The sequence below is a fragment of the Anaerolactibacter massiliensis genome, from assembly GCF_900290205.1.
Classification (GTDB): Bacteria; Bacillota_I; Bacilli_A; order Erysipelotrichales; family Erysipelotrichaceae; genus Bulleidia; species Bulleidia intestinalis.
This window is the reverse complement of record NZ_OLMH01000002.1, coordinates 375,174-395,493: the sequence shown is the minus strand read 5'-3', so window position 1 is coordinate 395,493 and position 20,320 is coordinate 375,174. Positions and strand designations below refer to the sequence as shown.

At 48.5% G+C, this 20,320-nt stretch carries 19 protein-coding genes and 1 pseudogene; 4 read left to right on the top strand and 16 right to left on the bottom strand.

What is annotated here, in order from left to right; translation table 11 throughout:
- The first annotated feature begins 87 nt into the window (after positions 1-87).
- From C7E00_RS16760 to C7E00_RS05460, 4 genes are read left to right on the top strand one after another with little or no spacing between them, the layout of a single operon-like run.
- Entirely contained in the window at positions 88-780 is a 693-nt protein-coding gene (locus C7E00_RS16760; RefSeq protein WP_420808593.1) for a DUF6431 domain-containing protein, read from the top strand.
- Positions 665-2,071 carry a DDE-type integrase/transposase/recombinase gene (locus tag C7E00_RS05470; RefSeq protein ID WP_105303332.1) on the top strand — a complete coding sequence of 469 codons (1,407 nt, stop codon included), beginning with the start codon at positions 665-667 and terminating at the stop codon, positions 2,069-2,071. Before C7E00_RS16760 ends, C7E00_RS05470 begins: the two co-directional genes overlap by 116 nt.
- 2 nt (positions 2,072-2,073) lie before the next feature.
- Complete coding sequence (locus C7E00_RS05465) at positions 2,074-2,898, top strand: ExeA family protein (protein ID WP_105303331.1); 825 nt, start codon at positions 2,074-2,076, stop codon at positions 2,896-2,898.
- Positions 2,891-3,289, top strand: a complete 399-nt coding sequence (locus tag C7E00_RS05460; protein WP_105303330.1) for a hypothetical protein — start codon at positions 2,891-2,893, stop codon at positions 3,287-3,289. Before C7E00_RS05465 ends, C7E00_RS05460 begins: the two co-directional genes overlap by 8 nt.
- 83 nt (positions 3,290-3,372) lie before the next feature.
- On the opposite strand, the gene C7E00_RS05455 is transcribed toward C7E00_RS05460, so the two are convergent.
- The 16 genes and pseudogenes from C7E00_RS05455 to C7E00_RS05380 all read right to left on the bottom strand — a co-directional run bounded on the left by C7E00_RS05455 (position 3,373) and on the right by C7E00_RS05380 (position 20,306).
- The gene (locus tag C7E00_RS05455) at positions 3,373-4,722 is read right to left on the bottom strand and encodes a hypothetical protein (RefSeq protein ID WP_105303329.1); all 1,350 of its coding nucleotides are present in this window, start codon (positions 4,720-4,722) and stop codon (positions 3,373-3,375) included.
- 230 nt (positions 4,723-4,952) lie between these two features.
- Complete coding sequence (locus C7E00_RS05450; RefSeq protein ID WP_105303065.1) at positions 4,953-6,374, bottom strand: IS4 family transposase; 1,422 nt, start codon at positions 6,372-6,374, stop codon at positions 4,953-4,955.
- Between the two features lie 14 nt (positions 6,375-6,388).
- Positions 6,389-6,592 (bottom strand): 2-C-methyl-D-erythritol 4-phosphate cytidylyltransferase, encoded by a 204-nt coding sequence (locus C7E00_RS05445; protein WP_105303066.1) that lies wholly within the window; start codon positions 6,590-6,592, stop codon positions 6,389-6,391.
- Between the two features lie 201 nt (positions 6,593-6,793).
- Entirely contained in the window at positions 6,794-8,068 is a 1,275-nt protein-coding gene (gene ltrA, locus C7E00_RS05440) for a group II intron reverse transcriptase/maturase (protein ID WP_167836478.1), read from the bottom strand.
- A gap of 638 nt (positions 8,069-8,706) precedes the next feature.
- Complete coding sequence (locus tag C7E00_RS05430) at positions 8,707-9,000, bottom strand: hypothetical protein (protein ID WP_105303326.1); 294 nt, start codon at positions 8,998-9,000, stop codon at positions 8,707-8,709.
- A gap of 128 nt (positions 9,001-9,128) precedes the next feature.
- Positions 9,129-9,344 carry a Maff2 family mobile element protein gene (locus C7E00_RS05425; protein ID WP_021633195.1) on the bottom strand — a complete coding sequence of 72 codons (216 nt, stop codon included), beginning with the start codon at positions 9,342-9,344 and terminating at the stop codon, positions 9,129-9,131.
- 165 nt (positions 9,345-9,509) lie between these two features.
- A pseudogene (locus C7E00_RS05420) lies at positions 9,510-10,313 on the bottom strand (VirD4-like conjugal transfer protein, CD1115 family); the annotation flags it as partial.
- Positions 10,303-10,434 (bottom strand): hypothetical protein, encoded by a 132-nt coding sequence (locus C7E00_RS16615; protein ID WP_275656052.1) that lies wholly within the window; start codon positions 10,432-10,434, stop codon positions 10,303-10,305. The pseudogene C7E00_RS05420 and the gene C7E00_RS16615, both read right to left, overlap by 11 nt.
- Positions 10,435-11,039: 605 nt before the next feature.
- Complete coding sequence (locus tag C7E00_RS05415) at positions 11,040-12,149, bottom strand: M20 metallopeptidase family protein (protein ID WP_105303324.1); 1,110 nt, start codon at positions 12,147-12,149, stop codon at positions 11,040-11,042.
- A gap of 6 nt (positions 12,150-12,155) precedes the next feature.
- Positions 12,156-12,635 (bottom strand): LURP-one-related/scramblase family protein, encoded by a 480-nt coding sequence (locus C7E00_RS05410; RefSeq protein WP_105303323.1) that lies wholly within the window; start codon positions 12,633-12,635, stop codon positions 12,156-12,158.
- A gap of 6 nt (positions 12,636-12,641) precedes the next feature.
- Positions 12,642-14,012: an aminopeptidase gene (locus tag C7E00_RS05405; protein WP_105303322.1), complete on the bottom strand. Its 1,371-nt coding sequence runs from the start codon at positions 14,010-14,012 to the stop codon at positions 12,642-12,644.
- The gene (gene hflX, locus C7E00_RS05400; RefSeq protein ID WP_105303321.1) at positions 14,009-15,250 is read right to left on the bottom strand and encodes a GTPase HflX; all 1,242 of its coding nucleotides are present in this window, start codon (positions 15,248-15,250) and stop codon (positions 14,009-14,011) included. The genes C7E00_RS05405 and hflX overlap by 4 nt, the downstream gene beginning before the upstream one ends.
- Positions 15,243-15,773: a GNAT family N-acetyltransferase gene (locus tag C7E00_RS05395; protein ID WP_105303320.1), complete on the bottom strand. Its 531-nt coding sequence runs from the start codon at positions 15,771-15,773 to the stop codon at positions 15,243-15,245. Before C7E00_RS05395 ends, hflX begins: the two co-directional genes overlap by 8 nt.
- Positions 15,754-17,322, bottom strand: a complete 1,569-nt coding sequence (locus C7E00_RS05390) for an amidohydrolase (protein ID WP_105303319.1) — start codon at positions 17,320-17,322, stop codon at positions 15,754-15,756. The genes C7E00_RS05395 and C7E00_RS05390 overlap by 20 nt, the downstream gene beginning before the upstream one ends.
- Positions 17,319-18,308 (bottom strand): Gfo/Idh/MocA family protein, encoded by a 990-nt coding sequence (locus C7E00_RS05385; protein WP_167836477.1) that lies wholly within the window; start codon positions 18,306-18,308, stop codon positions 17,319-17,321. The genes C7E00_RS05390 and C7E00_RS05385 overlap by 4 nt, the downstream gene beginning before the upstream one ends.
- Before the next feature lie 48 nt (positions 18,309-18,356).
- A complete protein-coding gene (locus C7E00_RS05380) occupies positions 18,357-20,306 on the bottom strand; it encodes a carbohydrate-binding domain-containing protein (RefSeq protein WP_167836476.1) in 1,950 nt (649 codons plus the stop codon).
- Positions 20,307-20,320: the final 14 nt, after the last annotated feature.

Below are 20,320 nucleotides of genomic sequence, written 5' to 3'. Positions count from 1 at the left end.
CAGAGCCACAATTTGCTTAGACAACAAAGACTCTGGGACCTGGTATCAAAACCATGGTCATTATAACAGATTTTGATATAGAAGTCGTTGCCGGAGAAGAAAGCCTTTTTAATCAGGAGTAATGAAACCTGCGTTTGTCCTGTATGTCAGTCAGATCTTCTGGTTCGTGATTCAGTAAGGCGTAAAGTGAAAGACACAAATGGAAGTGTTTCGACCTATATCATCAGGCGTCTTAAATGTTCAAATTCTTCGTGCAATCGTATCCATAGAGAATTGCCGGACTTCTGTATTCCTTTTCGAAGATATGAATCCATCATCATTGAAGAGGCAATTGATGAAGCCATACACTTTGGAGATTCTGATATAGGAGAATACCCCTGTGAGCGAACCTTCCAGCGCTGGAAAACATGGGAAGAAGAAAACAAACAGCAGATTGATGGAAACCTGAATTCCATCGTTTCACACTTTGACTCGTCCGGATCGAGCCTCCGGAATGGAGCCGTTTCATTACTCGAACACTTCAGGAAACGCATTGGAGGATGGCTTTCAGAAATCTATCGTGCCATCATCAATTTCGGTTCTTCTCTGCCTAGGGGTGACACACCTGTTCTGTCAAGCTGTCTTTCGAGATCTGGGATATCCTCTTTTCAAAAGGAGGATCACAATGAGCAGCCAGAAAACCGAGGATTGGCAGGATGCAGAGGCACTGAGAAGGTTTCAGATGATTGCCCCTTTGATGGATCAGGCCCTGGACTCTGCCAAGAAAACAGCGACCCGTAGAACGATTGCCGATGATAATGGCGTATCCGTAAAGACAATCCGGCGATATGAATCAGCCTTTCGAAGTAAAGGCTTTTCGGGTCTGAAGCCAAAGTCACGAAAAGGATCATTAGATCGCCGTCTTCCGGAAAACTATCACGAGTTCGTGCAGGAGGCAATCATCCTGAAGAAGGAGGTGCCTACTAGATCTGTTAATCAGATCATTACCATTCTAGAGGGAGAAGAAAAAGCTCCGGAAGGAGTGCTGAAGAGATCCACTCTGCAGCGATATCTATATGCGGCAGGATTCGGAGAGAAGCAGATGAAGAAATACCGTGAAGATCAGAAAAGCCAGACTGCGGTAAAACGATTCTGCAAGCCGCATCGGATGATGCTTGCCCAGGCGGATATCAAATATGGAGTCGGCATCATATTCACTGCAGATGGATCAAAGAAGACCGCATATCTGTCATCAATCATAGATGATCATTCCAGATATATTCTCGCAAGTGAGTGGTATGAGAAGGAAGATGAGTATGCGGTAGTTGATGTTTTCCGGAAAGCAGTATTGAACCATGGAACTTTTGACAAATGCTACACAGATAATGGCAGTGTATATGTTTCAAAACAGCTGAGGATCAGCTGCGCAAAAATTGGGATTCATCTGATTCGTGCGAAGCCATATAGCGGGAAAAGCAAAGGCGTAATCGAACGCTTTCATCAGACCGTAGATCAATTCATTGCCGAGATCAAACTGAAGAAAATAGACAACCTGGCTGAGATCAATCGGCTATGGAAGATTTTTGTCGATGAATACTATCACAAAAGGCCGCATGAAGGCATCAGGGAATATTATCTTTCTCTGAATCGTCCGGTACCACCAGAAGGCATCACGCCACTTCAGGAATGGAATCGTGACTCCCGTCAGCTTGTCTTTATCGATAAAGATAAAGTTGGTGAAGCATTCCTGTTTCATGATAAACGAACCGTAAATCCGGGCGGACTGATCAGTGTCAAAGGCAGATCGTATGAAGTCGGGGCATCTCTGATCGGCGCAAAGATTGAGATCAGCTATGATCCGAAGAAAGATACTGATATCACAGTTCATTATAAGGATCTGGAACCTTTTATTGCCAAACCAGTTACCATTGGCCCATATTGTTCCAAAGATCCTGCACTTCCGGAATCCATGACAGATTCCGTGCCTGATACGTCACGATTCCTGGATGTAATCGAAAAGAAATATCAAGAGTCTCAGACTAAGCTTGCGGACGCAATTTCCTACAGCAGCTACAGAAAGGATGGCGACTGATCATGTATGAAGCATTCTATGAAATGAAGCAGACTCCGTTTGTCAGAAATATCCCTTCTGAAGAATTGTATGAATCTCCGGCAATGGCTGAAGCGTTCGCCAGGCTGAACTATGCGGCAGATCGGCAGCTGTTTGCAGTACTGACTTCCGATGCAGGATGCGGGAAATCAACTCTGATCCGCAGATTCAATGACAATCTCCCAAAAGACAAATACCTTCTTCTTTATGTTTCTGATTCCAAGCTGACACCGAAATGGCTGTACAAAAGTCTTCTGGATCAGCTTGGGCTTGAAGCAGGTTTTTACAGAGGAGACGCAAAGAGGCTGCTTCAGAAGCAGATTGAAATCATCCGTACAAAAGAGCACAGGAAAGTCGTCTGCGTTCTTGATGAAGCTCATCTGCTGGAGAAAGAGACGCTGGAAGAATTTCGGTTCCTCTTGAACTCTTCCTTTGATTCTGAGAGCCAGATGGCATTGATTCTTGTCGGTCAGAATGAACTATGGGATCAGAAGCTGCGATATAAGCGATATGCCGCAATACGGCAGAGAATCGATATTACCTGCATTCTTCCGCATCTGGATCTGTCTCAGACACAGATGTATATCGATTCCAATCTGCATTATGCAGGAGTCAATAATCCGCTGTTTACAGAAAAAGCTGTAGAAGAAATCTGCAAGTCCTCAACCGGAATCCCGAGGATCATTAACCGAGTCTGTGAAAAGTGTCTTACCTATGCAGGTCAGCAGCGGCAGCGTCTTATTGATGAGCACATTGTCCAGCACGTAATTCAGCATGAAATGCTAACTTTCGGAGAAAACCATGACTGAAACTATTGAATGCCACGGCATATGCGAATATTGCCCGGATACGAAAATCTGCAAAGAATACAACCGGGATAACATTATGTATCAGATGCTTATCGATGATCTGATTGATTCAATCAAAGACCAGAATCTGGAAATTGTAGCTCTGAGAAGATTATTAATGCGTTATATCAAGCCGGAGTACAGAGACGGGCTGAAGGATGATATTTTCAGAGCACTTTACCCACAGATCGTGCCGATCTCATATGACAGTTATGTCCGAGAATTCTACTGTGGAAATGATCCATTTGATGAAGCCGGATACATTCGAGAAATGAGGAAGTACGCTTCCGGAAAGATGACACGTGATCATCCGAATATTTATCGTGAAGCTATCAAGAAAAGATCCAGATAGAACAGTAAAGCCCGGAAAACCGGGTTTTATCAATTCTGAGATTCATTCAAAGTCACCAAGATGAGCAGTTTCCGGACATATGATCAGATCAGATTCTGGACATTTTGATTTAGCGGTAACAATTGCTTCCAAATCTCACTATCAATCTCAACATCGATATAATCCCAACAATTCTCAACACTCGCGAGATAGTACTCTTTGGTAGAATTTACATCAACTATATGGACAAAAGGATCCTCGTCTTTTGAAAATTCTTTAATAGTACTGATAAAATCTGAATACGAGATTCCGCTTAAGCATTCAATAACTGCTTTATCACCCTCACACTCAGTCCACTGCCCTACAAGCAATGCAGTTTCTTTAACTCGAACCGGTAATGCACTTAACCACCCTGGTTCTTTTAAGTATGCACCATTGAAAATTTTCTTTTTCATTGGCATATACAATCCATGAGTTTCTGACACTAAAGCATGAGCTTCATTTATTCCCATTCCAAACCGCTGTAAAGCTGCTGCAATTGTCGAATATGTTCGAGGTCGTAGAATAATTTCTTCTTTACAGAAACTCGGCTTCCTTTCTGTAAAAAAGAAGACATTAGTATTATTTGGTATTGCAACAATCTGGTCAGCATAGAACCAAGCTACATACACATTTCCTGTACTATGAATCTGTTCTAGCCGTTTCCAATCATCTTCATTCTTTACCAAGAAAACCGGGCGTTTCTCCCCCTGCTTCCAAAGCTCATTAATGGTTGAGTATACGGCCTCTTCTATGCATCTTGACTTAATGCAAATAACCTCATTATGTTTTTTCTCTAACAGAGCAGTCTTAAATACATCGTCGTCAACATCAAAGAATTCAAATCCAATACTTGGATTCTTGGTTTCTCTTCGTAATTGCATGTCAACAGCATCAGCTGACAATATTTCTATTTGACGATTCTGGTATATTGCAAGTTCATCAGTTATTCTTTTGATTCTATCATTTAGTTCCCTGAAACTTTTCTCCTGTTCTGATTTCCAACTTGCTAAATATACTCTGTCATATTTCTCAGGTGCCACTTCCGGAAGTTGCTCAATGATCGCATAAAGTATGGCATCTGCATATGAAAGTGCAATGTCATGTGGAATCTCATATTGCCTCATAATATGCAGAAGAGAGTTGGTTAACTTGTCTCTTAAATTATATCCAGGCTCCTCCTTTAGTTCGTTTGCCAACTTAACCATATTTTCATTTGATAACACATTAGCCATGTCATCAAACAAAGCAGCCCCATTATTCTCATACCCCAAAAAGAACTCTCCAGTACCGATAAAGAGTTTCTTGATATCTTTTGTTTTCTTTACCTTCCGAAGTAAATTAGCTCCAGAAGATAGAAAAATATCAGTACCACCTGCCTTAGCAAGTTCAATTAATGTTGTTTCTAAAAGCATTTAACCCCTCCAGATATTCAATGACAATCCCGCAATTGCCAGCAATGGCGTAAACCCAATTCAAGGTTCACGCCTTATTTTCTTATTGGTCGCAAGAGAGGAAGCTGCAGCTTTCGCAAGCGCAAAAAAGCCCCTGTCAGGAAAAGAATCGTAAATTTTTAATATGTATTCAGAGCCTTATCGGGATTAGAATCAGATACAGAGGAGCTGCCTCTATACTACGGCTGGAATCAATGGTTGGAAGTCATGATTCCAGCTTTTGTTATTTTCAGAGGGGGATTTCGTCTTCCATCAAGACGGTGCCTGGTATTGTTGATCTTCCCTTTGAATTTGTCCCAGCGTTTCAGATGCCGGTCCCCGCGAACCATTACTTTAAACCTGCTGCACTCTTTTATACATGAACAGGCATATTTCAGCGAAAACTTCTTCTTGAAGAATGCCCGCACAAATGACGATGAATGGCACTTTTCAATGATGTTTTTATTGTTGATGAGATGCTCTTTGTCTTTCTGGATTTTTTCAGAAGCAGCGTTATAAAGCAGACTTTTCAGATTGCTGAAAATAAATCGGGACATTATCTCGTTATAGATCACATTTGCACGGGCGCTGTTGAACTCTTCAATGTCGATCAGATTCTTTAAAATATCATATCCTGTCTCAATGTCCCATCGGTCATTGTGATACAGATTAACGATTTCATCATGAGAGAATTCCTCCTGAGGCAGATTGGTAAAGTATTCCGTATCTGCGGATTTCGGCACCCGGATCTTGTTTCCACTGCTGGTGGTATGCTCTTCTTCGTATTCATAATGATTTCTGAGCAGTCTGATACGCATCTCCGGATGTTCAGAGATAAAGGTCTGTATTGCCGGCCGTATGATCCGCTTCTGCCATATTCTGTCAATCAGAATTGTCAGCCATGTATCTTTGCATTCTGCCGGGATCTCAGCTCTCTGCTTTCTGAAGAAATTGCTTTTTGCCCGAACGAGGTATTTCCAGCCTTTCATCTCACAGTATTTGAAAAGTTCAGCACTGCCATAGTAACGATCAGCCAGGAGAATGACCTTATCATTCTTCAGAACCGATTCCAACGCTTCAAGATGCTGAAAAAGAAGCGGAATTTCTGAAGTATCACAATGCGCCACTCTGAAATCAAGGATGATATGGTTAAGAACATCATATGCGATAGAAACCTTTGCCTGCGGTATCCCATAATGAGCTTCTCCATTTTTATATCCGCACTTCCGTCTTCCGAAGGTTTCTCCCAGGGATGAATCATCAGGCAGATTTATAAACGTTCCATCTATGGCGATCAGAAGATATCCTTTGTAATTTCTCTTTTCCATTGTCAGGTAAATCCGATCCAGAAATAATTCCTGGATCTTCTGCCAGACGCCATGATTGAGAATTGACATCCGTTTCAGAACAGCCTGCTTGGACGGCCTGTCGTTAATACGCAGATCGCTGTAGAAACAGTTAATATCTTCGCTCAGAGTCCTGCCATGACGAAAAATGAGATAGTTGAGCAGGTAACGCAAAGGCATCTTGCCATCTTCTCTGGTAAAAGAGGACTTGATAATTCTTGCAGCCTCAAACAGGGATGGATCATGAATGATGGAAGCGAAAGCCTCAAGGACATTACTGAGGCCCATAAGATCCTTTACTACTAATCGGAATTATCGTCGTATACGAGGCGCGGTTTCTTTTTCGCGAAAGCTGCGCGAATATAAGGAACCTGATCATTATCGAACAGCCCCAGTTCTCTGATTGTACGGTGTTTAACCTTTCCATCTTCCCGATAAGACTCAGTAAGGTAGATAAAGGAAGTTCCCTTTCTGCCTTTATTATTAGGTACTACTTTGACAAACATAACAGCCTCCTTTCCTATACTACATATACTTATATTATGCGTATTAAGAAGATTATTTATCAAGATATATCTATACTACATTCCGCCTGTTCGCAGCAGATCTCAGCGCAAAAATCGAGTAGGAGGAATCCCATCCAGATGATGAGAATTCCGACCTCTCACACCACCGTACGTGCCGTTCGGCATACGGCGGTTCAAAACTTAACAACATGCGATATGCACTGACGCATACTGGTCTGCTAGCGATAGCAGACCCTTTTTGGCTAGTATGGGCTTCGTAACTGTGCGTGCCATGATTGGGCTTGACGCGACGCGCGCGTATCCCTTGCGGCTGTTCGACCACATATAGGCCCTCTCTTCCGGCACTCCCAGCTTCCTTAGACCCCAGCGTCTTCTCTGTGGCGTCTTCCATTGTTTCCATATGCAGATTCTTATTCGCATCCGCAGCCATCCGTCGACAGTCTCCATCCAGTTCTTCATGTCAGCTATCCGGAAGTAATTGACCCATCCACGTATGATCGGATTGATCTTTCTAATTCTCTCCTCCATCGACATTGGCTCGCTTCTGCTTGTTGCTGCTTTTAGTTTCTGCTTCAGCTTTTCGATCGACTTCAGGTGTGGTTTCGGTTTCCAGCCATTCTTGTTGTAGAAACTATAGCCGAGATATTTCATCTCATTCGGCCGGCATACCTTTGTTTTTGTTGCGTTCACCTGCACCTTCAGGTGTTTCTCAAGCCAGTTGACAACCGATTTCATCACCCGGTTAGCGGCCACTTCACTATGCACGCAGATAATGACATCGTCCGCATACCTCGTGTATCGCAGTCCGCGTCTTTCCAGTTCCTTATCGAACTGGTTCAAGTAGATGTTTGCGAGCAGTGGGCTAAGGTTGCCTCCCTGCGGAGTTCCCCTGTCGGTTGCCTGAAAGACTCCCTCCACCATTACTCCACTCTGCAGTATTTTCCGTATGAGCGATTCTGTGTCCGGATCGTGGATTACATGATGTACCAAAATCATCAGTATGTCCTGGTTGACGTTATCGAAAAACTTGGAAAGGTCCATATCAACGATCCAGTCATAGCCATCGTTCATGTACTCAAGCGCTTTGATGATTGCGTTTTCACACCGTCTTCCCGGTCTGAACCCGTAACTTGTCTCCGAGAATTCTTTCTCGAAGATCGGGCTCAGCACCTGATAGACCGCCTGTTGAATCCAGCGATCTTTCACACTTGGAATTCCAAGGTCCCGTTTACTTCCGTCCGGTTTCGGTATCTGGACTCTTCGGACCGGGAGTGGTTTGTACTTTCTGTTTCTTATTTTGTCACAGATTTCCTTCCCGGACTCCTGAATGAATTCGTCCAGTTCCTCCACCTTCATTCCGTCAACTCCGCAGGATCCTCTGTTTCTCTTGACCGCTTTTCGGGCCGCATCAAGATTTTCTTCACTTAGGATTTCCTCCATGAGCTTCGTTGCCATGTTGTGACTTTCCTCCTTCCTTTCGCGCATCGGATTTCCATCCTTAAGAGCCTTTTTAGCTCAACACGGGATGTTATGAGATTTCCGACTACGACAATGAAAACTTGTAAGTCTCGTTTTGTTCAGCCCTTCGGCGTTTCCACCTACTATGGCTTCTGCTGACTTCTCATAATTCGTTGTTACTACGCTTTCGCTGCGCGGCATTCTCCGCCTCACGTATGCGTTCATGAGACCTCCCGGGGTAAGACCCGCATCCTTCCCTCCATACATCTGCCGCATTTACATCCTTCAGTTTCTTCCCGCCAAGCTATTGGGTTTATGTTGTTTCGCACACTCGCCCTACTTCGGACTGCCTCATGCGATTCGTGTTCCTCAGACCGGAGGTTTGCCTATGCCTTCTTTCAGATTCCACCTCACGATGGACACCCTTGGCGTTCGGCTAGTGGTTGGCGTTGGCAGACATCGCCCCCACAGTGGACTTTCACCACCAAGATACGTGCCATGCCCGGCACACGAAAAGGCGTAGACCCTTATTTTGGGTTTACGCCATTGCCCGCAATTGCCAGTTTTTTAATATCGTAGCACTTAGTCATTAAGCAATTGTGTCATTGTTCAGTGAATCATCCACAAAATGCTTTTTATGAAAGAAAAAAACTTCCCAGGCTGTCACTGGCCATGTCCAACAGTCCAGTGATCATCGATGCGCCAAAGGTAACCGCTACGATTGTAGCTTCCATCAGTCCAAGAATAAGCACATCAGTCCATCTGGCTTTAACAATCACATAGACGAGACAGCCAAATACAACGAGGATCAGACCTCCGGCAACAATGGATGCCAGATTCAGGCTGATCTTCACAAGAATATGCAGAGTTAAGAGAACAAGCAGCATCGGCAGTAATGCGATCTTTGCAATAAGCTTGAGAATAAACATATCTGACCTTCCTTTCCGGAGTGGGATTGTCCCTATCTTGATTTCATTGTAACAAGGCGGATACACACCGCAAGGATGTCACCTGCTATGTAAAGATGCAGGAAATACCTTCATCCTTTGTCGGCAGATCAGCCGAACAGACCGGACAGAAGTGGTACCAGAGTGATGCCGATGAGGGCGACACCGCCGCCTGCCATCAACTGCTTCATACCCTGGGACTTCGCGCCGGGATTATCGTTGCCGTAGCCTTCCAGAAGGTTGATTGCTCCCCAGATACCAAGACCTGCACCAAGTGCTACAACGAGAGTCTGCAGTACACCGACTGCGCTGTTGAAAAATGCCATACACGGCCTGCTTATGAAGATCCCTTGCGGGAGAGATAGGTTTTACCTGATGTTTCCGGTCGATGACTGGCCCTCTTCTGTTCTGCCTCTACAGGCACCGGGCTGATGATCCGTTCATCCAGGCAACATGCGGTTATCCGCTATGTAAAGGCAGCCGAAGCTGCCTCAGGCCTCAATCACATCGAAGACCTCGTCCTTTTTCAGTTTCATCCGGTGATTCAGATACTTCTCAATATCAAACAGATACTTCTTTTCACAGTCACCGGTATACTTATAGTTCGGATGCTGGGTCAGATCGTACTTGTCAGAAAGGAACGGTCTCACACCACGGAGCTGCAGGATACACTTGCTGCCATTCATGACAGCAAGCTCATCTCTGCTCATCAGTTCCTTTCCCAGCTTCTGGTAGTTCATACCGTAGCTCGGGCTGTTGCCTCTGGTATCCGAGGTGTTGAAGGTATCAATGGTTTCCTTCCCTAGTGCCTCTGACAGTTCTTTCAATGTCGTAGGCTCTGGTCCACCAAGGAATACCTGGGAATCACAGTTACCAATGATGGTATCGGCATTGTCCTTATAGATTGACTTCAGCTGGAATCTGGTCTGAAGGACCAGACAGGCTGAGATTTCTCTGCTTCGGATCGTCGCAATCAGCTTCTCCAGGTTAGGAATCTGGCCGATGTTGGCTGCCTCATCGATCAGGCACCGGACATGGACTGGAAGTCTGCCGCCGTATACATCGTCCGCCTTCTCACAGAGCAGATTGAAGAGCTGGGTGTAGATCATAGAGATCAGGAAGTTGAACGTCGCATCGGTATCTAACATGATCAGAAACAGCGCTGTCTTCTTATCTCCCAGCGTATCCAGCTCCAGTTCGTCATAGGCTGTCAGGTCTCTGAACTCCTGAATATCGAAGACCGCAAGTCTTACACCGCAAGAAATCAGGATCGACTTGGCTGTCTTACCTGTAGCGGAACTGCGGCTGATAGTAGGGACATTTGCTGCATTTGGGCGGCTGCTTGTTGCGATCCACCTTGATCTCCAGCTTCCGGAGGTTCTTACAGTGGTTCAGGTTCTCGTCTGGTTTACGCATTCGCCGGCACCTCCCCTGTCCAAGGACCTTTCTTATGCAGAAGGTGACGCAGGGTCCATATCAGCGCCCGTCGCAGGGTGACTTCTTCGGTGCCTTTGCCAGGTAATAGCAGTTATTCTTTCCAAGAGTGCATCCGACCTTCCGGGTCTTCCAGAAAAAGCATTTGCGGCATGCAGGCTTGCTCTCGTAATAGCGAACTCCGTTGATTAATATGGTCTATTCTTTTTTCATCGTGATCCTCCTTATTCGATGAGAAGTCTCGCTCCGGAAGAATTTCCGGAAACGACAAAGCACCACTGATCCGGCTTTTTGAAAAGTCTTCTCAGTGGTGCTATGTAAATGGGCCGGGGAGGATCTTCGGCCAACAAAAAGCGCATCCCTCATGACCGCCTAATCATTTCCGGGATGCGCTATGTAATGGTTATTTTGTTATTTGAAGTCCTACTTGTTAGTCTGTTAAATTCGAATTTTCAAATGAATCGGAATTGGCGTCAAACTCCGGTCTGAGGACTCTGAAAGTGGCTTATTTACTGGTTTTTTCGAGGCCGGATGGTCATGCTGCCATGGCAGACGAATAGTATTTTTATCAATGTTCTCTCCTTTATTCAGATCAAGCCTTCAAACATCCGGATTGCCCGTTCCAAGAGATGATCGTTGAAATCATATGCCGCTGAATGAAGGGGTGGCCAGGTTTCCCCATTGCCAAGATAAAACATCGCCCCGGGGCATCGATGCAGATACCATCCGAAATCTTCGGAGGCACGCCATAGTTCCGGCATATTGATCGTCGGATAGCCATTCTGTTCTGCAGCAGAAATGACCCGGTTCAGACAAGTCTCCTCATTCCTGGTTTCCGGAAAGCGATCAGAGGCTGAAATCGATAGTCTGAGATGGTTTTCCTCTGCAAGTTCCTCAGCCCGGCTGCAGAGACGGTCCTTCAGATGGTCCATCTCAGCTTCTGCTTCCGCCCGCAGGGTGACAGAAAGCGAACCGCTCCCCGCAGAGATTCCGAAGTTCCTGCTGCCTGCTTCCATCTGAACGACCGTTGCAAGCAGCAGACCCTTGTTCTCTGAATGACACGCTTCTTCCAGAAACAGCACCAGGCGGGCAAGCGTTCCGGCAGGATTGATTCCCAGCTCCGGATCTGCCGCATGGCTCGTTTTCCCGGCGAACGACAGGGTAAGCCCCATGGAAGCAGGCTGTGTAAGGCCATGCCGGAATACAACCGCCCCTTCCGGATAGCCGCTGAGGTTATGAAATGCATATACCTCACGGATCTGCTTCTCTTCCAGAAGTGCAGAGCAGACTTTTCCGCCTTTTCCGATTTCTTCAGCAGGCTGAAAGATCAGATATACATCTCGGCGAAGCGGCCTTCCGGAAAGCTCCATTGCAAGGCCGGCCAGAGCAGCACTGTGTCCGTCATGGCCGCATTTATGGCTGACGCCGGGAACCTCTGATGCATAGGGAAGCGGGATCGTCTCTTCCATTGGCAAGGCATCCATGTCTGCCCTGAACGCAATCGGCCCAGTCTGCGGATGCTCTGCATGCCGAAAGGCATAAAACCAGCCTTGACAGGAAACAATCTCAAAGTCAGAGTGCTGCCGGACAAAGTCCATCAGGACCTGACAGGTGCGCACTTCCTCTAGAGACAGCTCCGGATGTGCATGCAGGTCATGCCGCAGAGCGATTACCTTGGCAAGATCTTCCTTGTTCATATGTTTTCAGGATGCTTTCCCCGCTGTGCAGAGCTCTGCATCGATGGCAAGCACGATCATCAGAACCAGAAGAGCATTCTTCGGATCAGAGATGCTCAGAACATAAGTATCCGTGAGATTCAGAATCTGCTTTGAGATCACCGCAGCTTCCCGACCGGTTTCATCCCGCAGGGTGTAATTCCACTGAACGAAGTCACCTTCTGCACTCCAGCCAAGTTCGGGAATCTCATACCGCGGATGGAACAGGCTCATCTTTCTATGAAGCGTTCCGATCTGCCGGCCGTTCTGATAGAAGCGGAATGATGGCAGAAAAGAGAGAAGCACCTCCTTGACCAATCCGATCGGCCTTCCGGAATGTTCATAGATTCTGAGCTGATGGCCGAAAGACATTTCTCCTTTGATCGTGTAGACAGGGGTTCCATCCTCCGCATATACCTCATAGCTGTCCAGCCAGGAGAACAGTCTCTGGCGAATAAGCAGATTCATAAGGAATCAATGCACATTCGTGAGGAATGCCTTGTATGCACGGTATCCCTCATAGACATCGGCCTTGGATACGATCTCGCATGGGGCATGCATGTTCTGCACGGCAATGCCTGCATCCATCACATCCATGTTCAGCTGAGCAAGGATATAAGCGATCGTTCCGCCTCCGCCGACATCCACTGCGCCGAGCTCTGCAGTCTGGAACATGACATCACTGTCTTCCATGGCTTTGCGGACCTTTGCGATGAATTCCGGGTTCGCATCATTGGAACCAGACTTGCCGCGGGCACCGGTATACTTATTGAAGACGATTCCTTTTCCGAAATAAGCCGCATTCTTCAGATCGTTGACATCTTCATAATTCGGGTCAACGGCAGCACTGACGTCGCTGCTCAGCATCATGGAATTTGTCAGAGTTTCATTCAGATGCACAAGATCTGCTTTTCCTGCATGAGCAAGCATCGTGGTGATGACCATTTCAAACCATCTGGAATGCATGCCCGTAGCGCCCACACTGCCGATTTCTTCCTTATCGGTGAGAATGCAGCAGGAAGTGCGTTCCGGATTCTTCATCTCGAGAATTGCCCTGAGACTGGTATAAGCACACACTCTGTCATCATGCCCATAGCCGAGAATCATCGAACGATCAAGTCCGTAATCTCTTGCTTCCCCGGCCGGAACGACTTCAATCTCTGCGGAGAGGAAGTCGTCTTCTTCGATGTCATATTCCTGTTTCAGAAGGTCCAGCAGATATTTCCTGACCGGGTCTTTCTCTTCCCCTGCCATCGGAATCGAGCCTGCCAGCACATTGAGGGCTTCCCCTTCCACCACAGTGCTGCCTTTCTTCTCCATCTGCTTTGCGGCAAGATGAATCAGAAGATCCGAAACCCCGACCACCGGGTCATCTGCCTTCTCGCCGATGTTCACGATTACCTTCGAGCCATCCTTGCGGCAGACGACCCCATGCAGAGCCATCGGTCTGGCTACCCACTGATACTTCTTGATGCCGCCGTAGTAATGCGTATCCAGCAGAACCAGTCCGTCTTTTTCATAAAGAGGATGCTGCTTGAGATCCATGCGCGGGCTGTCGATATGCGCACCAAGGATATTCATGCCCTCTGTCAGCGGCTGATTCCCGATGACAAACAGACAGAGATTCTTGCCCCGGTTCACCGCATAGACCCGATCGCCTGGCTTCAATGGACCCGTCACGAATTTCAGATCGCGGAAGCCTGCTTCCTCGGCCATCTTCTTTCCTTCCGAGACGAACTCCCGTTCCGTCTTGACCTTGCTCAGAAACTGGCGGTATTCCTCTGCAAAGGTACTGATCAGATTCCTTCCTTTTTCGTCATACTTTTCCCAAACTGTCTTATTCATCTTTTTTCCTCCCTGTATGCATGGAACGGGATCAGGCGGACCCTGGGACCGGATACCCGGACTTTCAGTCCCTGCTCCCCTTCTTCCAGTATTTCAATCTGTACAATTCTGCGCTGCTCCTCCAGAAATGCCATGGCAGAATACGGCAGATGGCAGATCAGCGTTTCTTCTTCCGGATACAGCGTATCCGCAATCTGTTTCATCAGTTCCGGAATGCCCTGCATGGTCTTTGCAGAAACCCGGATTCCTTCCGGAAGATCCTGATGAATGCCAAGATCGCTCTTCGTGAACACCCGGATTCTCTTAATTGCGCCTGCGCCGATTTCCTGCAGAGTCTCTTCGGTAACCTGCGCTTTTTCTTCCCACTGCGGATCCGATGCATCAATCACATGCAGCAGAAGATCCGCATTCCTGGCCGCATCGAGCGTGCTGTGAAAGGCATCGATCAGCGTATGCGGAAGCTTTGACACAAAGCCTACGGTATCATACAGCAGAAACTGCCTGCCCTGGCTGGAAACCTGCCGGACACTCGTATCAAGGGTCGCAAACAGCATGTCTTTTTCCGGAACCTGCAGGCCTTCTCGGGAATTTTCCCGCAGCATCGCATTGAGCAGACTGCTCTTGCCAGCATTGGTATAACCTGTCAGAGCTACTCTGGAAAGCTCGCTCTTCGACCTGCGATTCTCCGTCATCCAATTCTGCTTCTCAAGTTCCGCCAGCTGCTTCTGAAGCTGACGGATCCGCTTGCGGTAAGTGATCTTCACCTGGGCGGAGCGCTGTTCGCCAGAACCTCTGGAACGATAGGAACCGCCGCGTTCATGGGATTCCTGTTCCGATGGATCGCTGAGCCGCGGAAGCGCATACTGCAACCTTGCCATCTCCACCTGAAGCTTTGCCTGCCGGCTTTGCGAACGCAGAGAGAAGATATCCAGGATCAGAGCCGTACGATCAATGACCCGCACCCCGCAGGCTTCTTCAATCCGCTGGCCTGCGGCTACGCTGAGATCATTGGCAAAGACGACTGCTTCTGCTTCCGTCTCTTTCACGAGTGCTGCAAGCTCCTGCAGCTTGCCCGAACGGAAGGCGGTCTTCCGGTCGAAGCTATCCGACTGCTGCGTGATTTCTGCCGCAACCGTTCTTCCGCACGCCGCACACAATGCCCTGCACTCGGCCATCAGTCCTGCGAATTCATGGGCCTCTTCTTTCAGGCAGATTCCCGCAAGAATGACTTCAGACATCGCAGTCCTCCGGTTTGGATGGTTCCTCTTCAAACTGATCGGAGAGGGTCAGAACATAATACGTCACGCCGATCCACTGATGATGCTTATAGCCGAAGTTCCTGAAGAACGCTGCCTTCTCAAACCCGCAGTCTTCATGAAGATGCTCGCTTGCGGTATTGCCCTCCGAGACGATGCTGACAAGATGCTTGTAGCCATCCTGCTCTGCCATCTGGATCAGCTGCTTCATCAGCGCGGTTCCATAGCCTTGATGCCCTGCATCATGCCGGAGATAGATCGAAACATCTGCCGTCCAGTCATATGCTGCCCGGTCATTGAATGCCGAAAGATACGCATAGCCGACCGGTTGGGGATCTTCGAGGATAATCCATGGATAGGATGCAGTCACCCGATGAACCCGGTCCGCAAACTCTTTCAGGGTCAGTTCCTTCGTTTCAAAAGTAGCCCTGGAATTGCGGATATACCAGTTGTACCATTCCAGGCATACCGGAATGTCTTTTTCTTCAATTCTGCGGAATTTCATAGACTTCCTCTCCGGAGAGCACTGTCCTCAGAACACGGACCTGGCTGATCGTCTCTGCCGGAATGTTCAGAATATTCTTTTCCAGGACCGCAAAGTCTGCATGATAGCCTGGTTCCAGCTTCCCGGTATGTTCGGAGAAGAACGCTTCCGGTCCTTTTTCCGTATAGGAGGTAAGCGCTTCTTCCACGCTCATGCATTCACTCTGATTCATCGAAGCACTGCCATCCAGGGAAGTTCTCGTGACAGCGAGCTGAATTCCCTTCAGAGGATCCGGAGTTTCCACCGGGGCATCGCTGCCATTGCAGGCAATCGTTCCTTCATACAGCGTGCGGAACGGATACGAAGAAGCAGCCCGCTTCTCTCCGACCCGCTGCTTCAGAATCTTCGCATCGGAATCGATGAACAGAGACTGGAAATAGCAGACCAGCTTCTGATCCAGAACTTTCTGAATCTGCTCAGGCGTCATGATCTGGCAGTGCACGATCCCGTAATGCAGCGGATTGCCTGGCAGCACCAGATCCTCATAGAGATCCAGCACCTGATTCAGTGCCTTGTCTCCGATCGCATGGCAGATGGCAGGCATATTATAGCGGTTCGCCAGTTCCAGATACGTACTCAGCTCAGCTTTTGTATAGATCGGATATCCTCTCTTGTCCTCTGCATCACTGTATGGTTCAGAAAGAGCAGCCGTCCTTGCGCCAAGCGATCCGTCTGTCACCATCTTCAGCGGTCCGATCCGGAACAGATCATCGCCGACATCCGTCGTATAGCCTTCATCCAGGAATCCGGCAAGCTCTTCCGGACTGTCAAACTCGCATTGTTCATTGACGCGGACCGTCAGCTTCTCCTGATAGCTGAGCTGCAGAAACGCATCGAGAACGCTGCGCCAGTCCTTCGTCACCGAGAGGAAATCATCGCTGCCGACACTCGTGATGCCATAGCGGTTTGCGGCAGACGCACCTTTCAGAATTGCCTGCTTCAGGGAATCCACGGTCTCTTTCGGCCATGCCTGATGCATGACGTTGAGTGCCGTCTCCTCCAGGAGCCCGTGTTCATAATCGATGCGGCCTCCTTCAATCTCGGAATCGGCTTCAATGCCTGCCAGTTCCAGCGCTCTGGAATTGCATACCATCTTATGTCCGCATACCCTGGTCAAACAGATCGGGACGTTGCGTGAGAGATGGTCGAGCATCTGCTTATCAGGCATCTCAGGATGATCGAATTCCTCTTCATTGAATCCTCTGGCCAGAATCCAGTCGACCGGCTCTTCACTCTCAAGACGGCCGCGGATTCTCGCCAGCACGTCATCGATCGATCTGCAGCCAGCCAGCTGCACATGGTTCAGGTAATGCCCGTATTCCAATAGATGCATATGCGAATCCGTGAACCCAGGGATCACGAATGCCCCGTTCAGATCAATCAGCTCATCCTGCCAGGACAGTTGCTCGCGGATTTCTTCATCGGTTCCGAACTGCTGAAACACGCCATCTTCAATCAGAAAGGCAGTTTCCCTGCGCTTCCAGATATCTGCATTGATATAACCCTTCATTCCGTTCTTCCTTCTTTCGGATAATAGACTCCAGCCTGTTTCCTGCACTGTTCCAGCGTCTCGATGACCGCCAGCGAAAGCGCATGCGGAACCCGCGAGCTCTCGCTCTTTCCTGCTTTGACATTCGTCACGAAATCGCGCAGCTGATCCCCGAATGAATTTGCATCATCCTTCGTCAGCAATTCCGTTTCTTCCGAATGAACCCCGCGGAAATAAACCTTTGAGATCAGGGAAGGCTTCTCGATGATCAGCGTTCCTTCTTCTCCCTGGATCTCGGAATTCTGATAAGACGTGGAAATCTTGCTGACCATCGTCACCGCATCAAATGATCCGTAATTCAGAATTCCGCAGGATGCGCCATCCACTCCCGATTCCAGCATCACGGAACTTGCATGCAGGGACTGCGGCTTTCCGAATAGTCCGACTAAATCTGCAATGGTATAGACGCCAAGATCCATCCAGCTTCCATTGCAGAGATCATTCCGGAAAGTCGTCGGATTCTTTCCGGCAAGGTATGCATCATAGCGGCTGGAATACTTCGAGAAGCTGAAGAAGACATGGCGGATCTTTCCGACCCTGGCCAGATTCTCCTTCAGAATCTGAAAATGATCGGTATACAGCGGAACGATCGCATCATGAAGATACGCATGGTGTTCCTCAGCACACGCATAGAGCTCCCTGGCATCAGCCAGGGTCGGCACCAGCGGCTTCTCGCAGATCAGCGGGATGCCATGTTTCAGCACCTGCAGTGCCATTTCCTTATGCAGGCTGTTGGGCACTGCCAGATAGACTGCGTCAATCTCCCCGGAATCCAGCAGTTCTTCCAGATTTCCGTATACATGGGAAATTCCGTATTTTTCCGCAAACGCTTCTGCATGTTCCCGATGTCCGCTGATCACTGCAGACACAGTGATCTCTGAAACTGCCTGTGCTCCATTCATGAACATATCTGAAACAAAGTTCGTTCCGACGATTCCGATTCTCATTGGCCGGGTACCTCCCATTCCTATGGCATTATATCAAAAGAGACAGCCTTATACCGGCTGTCCCGCTTCTTCCCTGCTTTGTTCTGTGCTGCTGCCAGGTCCTCCTGGCGCAGCCTCCCTTTGCCCGCGCCCTCCTCTCAGGCCTGAGACAGAGGAAGCACTGGTATTGACATAGCTGATGGGTTCGGAAATGGTAACAGAACCTAGTTCCGTCCCATTCTGATAGACGGTATACGTCTTTCCTTCCTGGAACTGTTCGCTGGATGCAATCAGAATTTCATAGGTACGGTCCGAAGTATAGCCTGCGACCGTATTGCCATCAGAATCCCTGATTTCAAGCGGTCCGCTGGAATCCGTGACCCCGATCATGATGGTATAGACGGAAGAATCCGAGCTCGGCGCCTGCACCATGCCGCTGCTGCTGCCAGCATACAGCGTGCCGCCGGTCACCGTGAAGGTGCCGTTGTAATCCAGGGCGCCATTTCCCGAATTCTCCGGTCCATAGATCGTCACCGTGCCGCCTGACATCGTACCGGAACCATTCGTATCAATTCCGTCTCCATCTGCTGTCACTGTAATGGTTCCGCCATGGATCTCAATTGCGGATCCATCATCCGCATCCATTCCCTCTGCTGTGCTGTCAGGATCAGAGGAATTGATCCCGTCATCAGATGCAGTGATCTCAATCACGCCGCCATTCAGGACAACATTGCAGGCTTCCAGGCCTTCGCTGCTGGTAGCGATGGTGTAAGTACCGCCATCGATCGTCAGCGTATCATCCGCATGCGTGCCGTCATCTCCTGCACTCAGCTCATAGGAGCCATCGCTGACCGTGATGCTGGAGGCAGAGTTGATCGCATCATCTGCTGCATCGATCGTCCAGGTTCCAGAGAGGAACCAGATCGAGCCTTCAGCAGAAATGCCCTTTGATCGCGAAGCTTCCTCTTCATCCGTGCTCTCTGAGGAGCCTGTTTCCATTTCCGGCGGCTTCTGGCCGATATTCTGATCGGATCCGTCCGAAGCATTCCCGTCACTTCCAGGTGCCACCGGCATATTGCCTTCGGAATCCTGGGTTGCCGAGGTAACGGCATCGCTCTGATCCGGTCCCTGTCCTCTCGGAAATTCTCCGGCAGAGATCTTCTTGACGGCATTGGCACTTCCGCCGCCGGCGGTGATGTCATAGGTGCCCTCTTCCGCATACAGATCGCCCTGCACCTGAATGCCGTCATCGGCAGCAGTGATGGTGATCATGCCGCCATTCAGACGGATCTCATGACTTGCATCAGAAGTCTCATCATCGTCTTCGCACTTGATTCCATCTCCCTGGGCAGTGATGGAAAGAATCGAGTTCTGCTCATAGAGTTCATCATGCACCTCAATGCCATCTGATCCGGCCTCAATGTCCAGAACTGCATTCAGGATCTTCAGGGTATCATTGGCATGGATCCCATCTCCGTCTTCACTGCTGATCCGCAGGGTTCCGGAGCCATTCAGAACCAGATCATCCGCTGCATCTACCGCATGGCTGGTTCCATCTTCATCGCTGCCGCTGGCCGTGATCTCATTGGCAGTTCCGGTGGCAGCAGTCAGGATCGTCTTGTCTGCCTGCACTACCTGGATTGCCGGGCCAGAAGTGCTGGTGATCGAAGCGTTATTGAAGACCACATGGACGCTGCCCTCAGAAGCACAGTCGATCACGATATGTCCCTCATCCAGCGTTCCGGAAAGGACATACGTGCCAGGGGAGGTGATGGAAATCTCGCCGCCGCTGATCGATACTCCGGATCCTTCTGCGGATGCAGAGGTTCCATTCAGTGCAATCTTCACGGCAGTGCTTTCGTCATAAGTTTCCTTCGTATCTTCCTCTTCCAGGTTTTCTGCAATTGTGGAAGCAGAAGCTTCTGCCGAGGAAGAAGGTGCAGTTTCTGCGCTTGCATAGCAGCCGGTTAAGAGAATTGCTGCAAGCGAAGCAGACATGCCGGTTCGTAACTGATCCATAAGAGTTCTCCTTG